Source organism: Bifidobacterium aemilianum (assembly GCF_003315635.1).
Classification (GTDB): Bacteria; Actinomycetota; Actinomycetes; order Actinomycetales; family Bifidobacteriaceae; genus Bifidobacterium; species Bifidobacterium aemilianum.
The window spans coordinates 59937-67733 of record NZ_PDCG01000007.1; the positions used below are offsets into that span (position 1 = coordinate 59937).

The following is a 7797-nucleotide window of genomic DNA, read 5'->3' on the forward strand; positions in this document are numbered from 1 at the left end:
TGTTGCCTCTGATAGGGCTCTGCCTGCCTAGACTGGAGGTATGGACACTATAGATATTCCAGCACAGCTGCTGCCAAAGGATGGACGTTTTGGCTCAGGCCCCAGCAAGATCCGCCCCCAACAAGTCCGCAGCCTCTGTGATGACTCCATGAGCCTTTTAGGAACCTCCCACCGACAAAGTCCCGTCAAGCAGATCGTCGCCTCGATCCGCCAAGGATTGGCGGACTTCTTCTCCTTGCCCGATGCTTACGAGGTCGTACTTGGCAACGGCGGGGCCAGCGCCTTCTGGGACATCGCCTGCGCCTCACTGATCAGCCGGCAGGCAGCCTTCGGGTCCTATGGGTCCTTCAGCGCCAAATTCGCGGCCTGCGCAGCCTCAGCCCCCTTCCTGCTGGATCCGGTGATCTTCGAGTCGCCTGTGGGAAGCTACCGGCTGCCGGAGCTTACGGAAGGAGTCGATGCCTATTGCTGGGCCCACAATGAGACATCCACCGGCGTTGCGGCTCCAGTCCGGCGGATACCCAACAGCGAGGAGTACGGGGCCCTGATGCTGGTCGATGCGACCAGTGCCGCTGGGGCCCTGCCGGTGGACTTGGCCCAATGCGACGCCTATTACTTCTCCCCCCAGAAGGCCTTCGGATCCGATGGCGGGCTCTGGATCGCCATCCTCTCCCCCGCAGCCGTCGACCGGGCCTTCAGCTTGGAATCAAGCACGGAGCTTGAGGGGGCCGTCCGATGGATTCCACCCTTCCTGTCCTTGAAATCTGCCATCGAGTACTCCCGCAAGAACCAGACACTCAATACACCGGCCATAGCAACGCTCATCATGCTCGACCAGCAGATCCAGTGGCTGAACTCCCAGGGTGGTCTGGACTGGTCTCAGCAGCGCTGTGCGCAGTCCGCCTCCCTGCTCTATGACTGGGCTGAGTCTTCCAGCTACGCCAGACCCTTTGTGAGTGACCCACTGGCCCGCTCCAATGCCGTGGTCACCATTGACATGGATGAGGACATCAGCGCCGACAAACTCGTGGGCCTCTTGAGGGAGAACGGCATCGTGGATACGGCAGGGTATAGAAAGCTTGGACGAAACCAGCTGAGGATCGGGGTCTTCCCTTCGGTCGAGCCAGCGGACGTGGCGGCCCTGACCCGGTGCGTCGATTATCTGGTGGAGGTGACACGGGGCTGAACTCCATGCCCTCCTTGCCCTTGCGGGACTTTCACATGCCGCCGGACTCGAAAGTCACCATGGAGGCTAAGCTAAGACTATGAAGTTGGCACCGATTTTCAATCCGGACGCCCGCAGGGCGGCTCCCAAGCCCATACGAGTGGACCTGCGCAAGGTCTTTGTCATCGGTACAAGCCTATGGACAGTGGCCTTGCTGGTGAGTCTGATCCTGCTGCTGCTGGATGTCAAGGCCCTGCCCTTGGTTGTGGTCTGCGCTTCGGGCGTGCTGATCGGCCTGGCCATGCTGGTCTGGGAGCATTTCGACCGCTGGAACTACCGCAGACTCGGCAAATAGCCACCCGCACCCTCCACCGAAAGCGAGAGTCCAAGGGTTTGCGCCGATTTTCGGCAGGGCAAAGGCCGCAGCCCGTTCTCTTCCCTGTCTGGGGATTATCGGGCCACAGGCAAGGCCAGCGTAAAGGTGCTGCCCTGGCCCGGCGCGCTCCACAGCCCCACCGATCCATGGTGGGTCAGGGCCACGTGTTTGACGATGGCCAGTCCCAGCCCCACACCGTCCTCATTGCGGCCACTCTGTTCCTTGCCCCGGTAGAAGCGTTCAAACACATGGCTTTGCTCGGCCTTGGCAATGCCGCTACCGCGGTCAACAACACGAATGAGGGCTTGGCTGCCATCGCGCGAAGGGGCGGCCGAAAGGGTCACGCTGCTGCCCTTGGGTGAATATGCCAGGGCGTTCTCTGCCAGTTTGCCCACCGCCGCTTGGATCTGGTCCGTATCGGCGTTGATGGTTAGGGAGGGGTCGGACTGGACCACAAGCCTGACCTCCAGCCTCTGACTTATGGCGGCCAGGGATGCGGCCACGGCATCCAACTGGTCCTTGACTGAGATTCGGTTTTCCTGGGAGGGTTTCACTGGTTCCTGGGCCTTGATGAGCAGGATCAGATCGGCGACCATATGGCTCAGATGGGTGCAGGAGGCACGGACCTGGCGGGCGTCATCGGCAATTTGCTGGGCGTCGAGATGGCCATGCTCCAGGGAATCGGCCAGCCGCTCAAGATCCTTACTGGGCTTGACCAGCTGCTCGGAGACGTTGTCGATGAAGGCATCACGAACCTGGGAGAAACGGACGGCATCGGAGACATCGTCCAACAGAATGAGTATGAACTCCCCACTGATGCGGCCCACAGTGACCTTGAGCCAATTAGGCCGGCCGCTGGCCTGGACCACCGCCTTCCGATCTGTCCCCTGCCCCAGCACAGGCTGGACATCTGCCGACGGCTCCGGGATGAAACGTTTGGGTGTGTCGGTCACCAGGTCGAACCGGCGACGCCCACCCTGGCTCCTGACCTGCCGGACAGCTTCCAGGACCTGACCGCTGACCAGGGCATCGTCCTCCACCAGTCCCAGTCGATAGGCGGCAGGGTTGGCTTGGACCACCTGGTCCGAACCATCCAGCAGAATTGACGCCTCATCCAACATGGCGATGAGAGCAGCGGTGGAATCATCAAGCTCGTCGCTGTCTTCCTCATCATCCTGGTCCTCACTGAGATTCCGGTGAATCCTGTGAATACCTTTGCCCCAGGCCGGCAGCCCCAGGGAGATGTGGTGGAGCCAGGAATTCAGACCCGGCCAGATTCGGTCGGCCAGCAGGAAAACCAGTGCCAGCAGGAGGGACAGTAGCAGCAGGGCGAAAACCACAAAGACCAGCACAGTTGATGAGGGTGACGACATACGCCCATTCTCCCATATCTGCGGACTGCGGAAAAATCAGGCGGGCCCTGGGTCCTGGACGCTGGTGGCGGCTGGACACCTCAGCAGGAGTCAAGCTTGGGCAAGCGGCATTCAACTGAACCTGCCTTATGGTCTTAGAGCCAGAATCGGTAGCCATGACCCGAAGCTGCCTTCACCAAGCCGACCCAAGCTGGTAAGGTCATAGAACACGGTCTGCGTCGCCGCCCTGGTCTGGAAGAGGCCCAGCAGGGTGGCCTGGTGCAAGCGAGCAAGGAAGGCAAGAGGATGCGCGTTATTTTCAACGAGGAGTTGAAGGCAGTCGGTGACGGGCTCGACCAGATGGCTGCCGATGTCAGTCAGGCCGTCCACGGTGCAGGGCAGGCCTTGCTGAACACTGATCTGGATGCGGCTCAGGCCGTCATCGACGGCGACCAGGTCATCGACGACCTTGAGGCGGACCTAATCGACCAGTGCGTCCGTCTCCTGGCCCGGCAGAACCCTGTGGCCACGGACCTGCGGGTGGTGGTGTCCTCACAGCGCCTGGCCGCCACCTTCGAACGGATGGGCGACCTATCCAGACATATTGCCGAGGCCGTCCGCCGCAGCTACCCCAACTCCCCCCTGCCCCCCGAAGCAAAAGACCTCTTCCGCCAGATGCAGGAGTTCCTGGACATGACCGCCGACCGACTGGTGACCATGCTGGCCGACCGCGACACGAAGACCGCCGAGCAGATCATCCGCGACGACAGCATTCTTGACGACCTCCACCACCAGACCTTCGCGCTGGTTCTTGATGACAGCTGGCAGGGCAGCAAGCAGGAGCTGATCGACGTGGTGCTGCTGGGCCGTTTCATGGAGCGGATGGGTGACCATGCGGTCTCCGCAGCCCGCAGGGTAGTCTATATCGTCTCCGGCTTCGACCCCAGCAAGGAGCCCGACAAGGCCGGCGAGGACAACGAGGGCTGACTGAACCTGACAGGGACTGACTGAACCGAACGAGGGCTGGCTGAAGCGGACGGAGGCTGACAGGAACTGACTGAACCGGACGGGGCCGACAGGAACTGACTGAGGCGACCCTTGCCGACTGATCAGTTAGGACTTGCTGGCCCGCAAGCTTTTGTCTACGGATACGCGCCTGCCGGCCAGGGGGTCAACCAGACGAACGGTCATCGAAGCACGGTCGGCCAAGGACGGTTGCCTGAAGGGCACCAGGCCTTGCCAACTGGTAGGTCCTGCTAGCCAAAACGTCCTTGGTATTGACCCTGAGAAGGGACCCATCTGCTCCATATCACCCCGAACTCAGCTGGCTGTTGCTACGGCTGTATACAACATGAGGGAACCACCCATAGGTGGTTCCCTCATTCGTCTTGCGGCTATGCCCGGAAGATTCCTACTTCTTCTGGCCCTGGGCAGCAACTGCGGCGGCACCGGCTGCGGCGGCCTCAGGGTCCAGGTACTCGCCACGGGGCTTGATGGGCTTGAAATTCTCATCCAGTTCGTAGACCAGCGGAATGGCGGTGGGGATGTTGACCTTGGCGATCTCCTCCTCGCTCAGGCCGTCAAGCATCTTGACGATGGCGCGCAGGGAGTTGCCGTGGGCGGCGATCATCACGGTCTTGCCGGTCTTGAGGGCAGGCACGATGTCCGAATCCCAGTAGGGCTTGACGCGGGCCACCACGTTGGCCAGGGCCTCGGCCTCGGGCACCGGGTCACCGGCGTAGCGGGGGTCCTTGTTCTGGGCGTAAGGATCGTCGGGGTTGATCTCCGGCGGCGGGGTGGCGTAGGAGCGGCGCCAAAGCATGAACTTCTCGTCGCCGTACTCCTCGCGGATCTGGGACTTGTCCTTGCCCTGCAGGGCGCCGTAATGGCGCTCGTTGAGCCTCCAGCTACGCTGGACGGGAATCCACAGGCGGTCCGCCTCGTCCAGGGCGTAGTTGGCCGTGTTGATGGCACGACGCAGCAGCGAGGTGAAGACGATGTCCGGCAGGACGTTCTTCTCCTTCAGCAGCTGGCCACCACGCTTGGCCTCCTCGACGCCCTGCTCGGTCAGCGGCACGTCGACCCAGCCAGTGAACTGATTTGTCTTATTCCATGCGCTCTGACCATGTCGGAGCAATACCAATTTATATGTCATGCTTCCAGTCTAAGTGATATTCATGACGAATGAACCAAATTCCTGTGAGCGCTCACAATTACAATGAATCTGTACATTCATGCTGTTTCACGCAATGCTCAGCCCATAGACGCAGCTGACTTTGCCAGGCATCTCGCGCCTAGCTGGCGCACAACGGTGCCGAAACCTGTCTATTGCCTAGTTCAGCGGCTTGACCAGGGGGAAGGTGATGGTCTCGCGGATGCTGGCACCGGTCAGGGCGATCAGCAGGCGGTCGATGCCCATGCCCATGCCTCCGGTGGGGGGCATGCCCACACCAAGGGCCTCCAGGAAGTCCTCGTCGATGTCGGTGGCCTCCACGTCGCCGGCCGCCGCGTCCTTGGCCTGCTGGATGAAACGCTCCCGCTGGACCACCGGATCGTTGAGCTCGGAGTAGCCGGTGGCCAGCTCAAAGCCGCGCACGTAGAGGTCCCACTTCTCGACCATGCCGGGCTTGGACCGGTGTGCCTTAACCAAGGGGCTGGTCTCGACGGGGAAGTCACGCACGAAGGTCGGCTCGTAAAGCTTGTCATCGTAGAAGTGCTCCCATAGGTGCTCAACCAGCTTGCCGTGGTTCTCCACATCGTCGCGCTCCACACCCAGTTTGTCGGCGATGGCGCCCAAGTGCTCCACGGAGGTCTCAGGAGTGATCTCCTCACCCAGGGCCTCGGACAGGGAGCCGTACATGGTCATGGTCTTCCACTCGCCACCGAAGTCGTACTCTTCGCCGCCCAGCAGGGTGACCTTGGTGGAGCCGAAGGCGTCGATGGCCGACTGCTGGACCAGTTTCTTGGTCAGGTCGCCGATGGTGTCGTAGGTGCCATAGGCCTGATAGGCCTCCAGCATGGTGAACTCCGGGGCGTGCGTGGCGTCGACACCCTCGTTGCGGAAGTCACGGTTGATCTCGAAGACCCGTTCGATGCCACCAACCAGGCAGCGCTTGAGGAAAAGCTCCGGGGCGATGCGCAGGTAGAGGTCGATGTCGAAGGCGTTCATATGGGTGGTGAAGGGACGCGCCGCCGCTCCCCCGTGCACGGTCTGGAGCATGGGGGTCTCCACCTCCAGGAAGCCATCCTGGTCGAAGGTGCGGCGCAGGGAGGCGACCACCTTGGAGCGGCTGCGGACCATGTTACGAACATTCTCGTCCGCGATCATGCCAATGTAAGGCTTGCGGGTGCGGGTATCGTCCGAAAGCTCCTTGTGGAGGGTCGGCAGGGGCTGCAGGGCCTTGGCGGCGATGGCCCATTCCGTGGCGAAGACCGAGAGCTCGCCGGTCTTGGAGGAGATGACCCGCCCGCGCAGGTAGAGCTGGTCGCCCAAATCCACCAGCTGCTTGAAGGACTTCATGGAGTCCGCGCCGATCTCCTTCTTGGAGACCATGCCCTGGATGGTGGTGCCGTCGCCGGCCGACAGCTGGACGAAGCACAAACCGCCGGCATTACGGACAAAGAGCACACGACCGGCGATGCCGACCATGTCCTCGGTCTCCTCGCCGGCCTCGAGCTTGCCCTCGTAGTTTTTGCGGACATCCTGGATGCTGTCGGTTACGTCCAGGTGGACCGGGTAGGGCTCAATGCCCTCCTTAAGCATGAGGGCCCGCTTGGCCACACGCATCTGCACCTGCTCAGGGTGGGCCAGGGGGCCGAACTCCTGGTTGCTGGGGTCGATGGCCTCCTCCAGCTCAGCGCCGCCGTCAATCTTGGCCGCGATGGCCTTATCCTGCTCAAAGAGCATGGTGGCACGTTCGACCGTGGTCATGGCAGGGGTCGACGACTCGTCTTCAGTCTGATTCTCAGCAGCCTTCTCAGCGCTATCAATGGTCTGGCACATAACACAACAGTGTAACCAACAGCCGATACAGTGACAGACCAAGTCACAGCCATCCCGGCGGCCAACGCCGGAACCCGCCAGAAACTTGCCAATGTCCCGGGCCGGGAGTTATTATGATAGGCGTTGTTTAGCGGGCTGTAGCGCAGCTTGGTAGCGCGCTTCGTTCGGGACGAAGAGGCCGCGAGTTCAAATCTCGCCAGCCCGACAACTGGAAACCCCTTGATCACTCAAGGGGTTTCGTCATTCTCCCCCCTGTCGAAGAGGGTTATACGCCAAAATGTGTGCGGGTCAGTCTGTACCGTTGGGGTATTTGACGGGTGTGAGGAATTCGTTCCAGTCGATGGCGGTGCCGTAGTATTCGGGTATGCCGGTGGTCTGGTGTAGGCCTTGTGGCTGTGTTGCCAGACGAGGTTGTTCAGGGTTATACACCAAATTGTGTGCGGGTGAGTCTGTACCGTTGGGCATAACCCCAGTCGAACGTCTATCAGGGCCCATAACCCATAACCCATAGCCCGGCACCTCCTGGTCCCAAGGTCTATGGTCCCCTCCTTCTAAATGTCACAAAACACTCGCTCCACACACTTTCACGCGTAATTTGTTACATTTAGCGGCGCCAAATGTAACAAATTACGCAGGAATGTGTGCAGCCGGTTTCTTCTGTGACATTTAGCACCGGGGGGGGTAATGCATAGAGGCCGAGGGCTGCGGGGCAGTCATCGGCCTTGTTGGTTGGTTGGTGGGCGCTTACGTTGGCGCTTATAACCATTTGACGCTGCCGCCGAAGGCTTAGGTGTCAGTCTTGGTGGGCGCGGTATCATTTGATAGTCCACTCACGTTCACTCGTATTTGCCTCTACGTGATGTGCTGAGATCTGCGTAATAGTTGTATCTGTGGCTCGTGT

Annotated in this window: 6 protein-coding genes and 1 tRNA gene; 4 read left to right on the forward strand and 3 right to left on the reverse strand. The window is 60.9% G+C overall.

What is annotated here, in order from left to right; all coding sequences use genetic code 11:
- Positions 1 to 40 precede the first annotated feature (40 nt).
- Both serC and CRD60_RS07195 read left to right on the forward strand, forming a co-directional pair.
- The gene (serC, locus tag CRD60_RS07190) at positions 41 to 1186 is read left to right on the forward strand and encodes a phosphoserine transaminase (protein ID WP_113860607.1); all 1146 of its coding nucleotides are present in this window, start codon (positions 41 to 43) and stop codon (positions 1184 to 1186) included.
- 79 nt (positions 1187 to 1265) lie between these two features.
- Entirely contained in the window at positions 1266 to 1520 is a 255-nt protein-coding gene (locus CRD60_RS07195; RefSeq protein ID WP_113860608.1) for a DUF2530 domain-containing protein, read from the forward strand.
- Positions 1521 to 1615: 95 nt separating this feature from the next.
- Here the strand turns inward: CRD60_RS07195 and CRD60_RS07200 are convergent, their stop codons facing one another.
- Positions 1616 to 2914, reverse strand: a complete 1299-nt coding sequence (locus CRD60_RS07200) for a sensor histidine kinase (RefSeq protein ID WP_236630900.1) — start codon at positions 2912 to 2914, stop codon at positions 1616 to 1618.
- 285 nt (positions 2915 to 3199) lie between these two features.
- On the opposite strand from CRD60_RS07200, the gene phoU reads away from it, so the two are divergent.
- Positions 3200 to 3880, forward strand: coding sequence for a phosphate signaling complex protein PhoU (phoU, locus tag CRD60_RS07205; protein ID WP_113860609.1), 681 nt, complete (start codon positions 3200 to 3202; stop codon positions 3878 to 3880).
- A 424-nt stretch (positions 3881 to 4304) separates the two neighbouring features.
- Here the strand turns inward: phoU and CRD60_RS07210 are convergent, their stop codons facing one another.
- Both CRD60_RS07210 and lysS read right to left on the reverse strand, forming a co-directional pair.
- Positions 4305 to 5048 (reverse strand): phosphoglyceromutase, encoded by a 744-nt coding sequence (locus CRD60_RS07210; protein ID WP_113860610.1) that lies wholly within the window; start codon positions 5046 to 5048, stop codon positions 4305 to 4307.
- A gap of 177 nt (positions 5049 to 5225) precedes the next feature.
- Positions 5226 to 6896 carry a lysine--tRNA ligase gene (gene lysS, locus CRD60_RS07215; RefSeq protein WP_113860611.1) on the reverse strand — a complete coding sequence of 557 codons (1671 nt, stop codon included), beginning with the start codon at positions 6894 to 6896 and terminating at the stop codon, positions 5226 to 5228.
- A 131-nt stretch (positions 6897 to 7027) separates the two neighbouring features.
- On the opposite strand from lysS, the gene CRD60_RS07220 reads away from it, so the two are divergent.
- A tRNA-Pro gene (locus CRD60_RS07220) sits at positions 7028 to 7101 on the forward strand.
- Positions 7102 to 7797 lie beyond the last annotated feature (696 nt).

What these genes read in the sequence shown, in the direction of transcription:
- serC (WP_113860607.1), top strand. Translation starts at nt 41, where the DNA reads ATGGACACTATAGATATTCCAGCACAGCTGCTGCCAAAGGATGGACGT.
- CRD60_RS07195 (WP_113860608.1), top strand. Translation starts at nt 1,266, where the DNA reads ATGAAGTTGGCACCGATTTTCAATCCGGACGCCCGCAGGGCGGCTCCC.
- CRD60_RS07200 (WP_236630900.1), bottom strand. Translation starts at nt 2,914, where the DNA reads ATGTCGTCACCCTCATCAACTGTGCTGGTCTTTGTGGTTTTCGCCCTG.
- phoU (WP_113860609.1), top strand. Translation starts at nt 3,200, where the DNA reads ATGCGCGTTATTTTCAACGAGGAGTTGAAGGCAGTCGGTGACGGGCTC.
- CRD60_RS07210 (WP_113860610.1), bottom strand. Translation starts at nt 5,048, where the DNA reads ATGACATATAAATTGGTATTGCTCCGACATGGTCAGAGCGCATGGAAT.
- lysS (WP_113860611.1), bottom strand. Translation starts at nt 6,896, where the DNA reads ATGTGCCAGACCATTGATAGCGCTGAGAAGGCTGCTGAGAATCAGACT.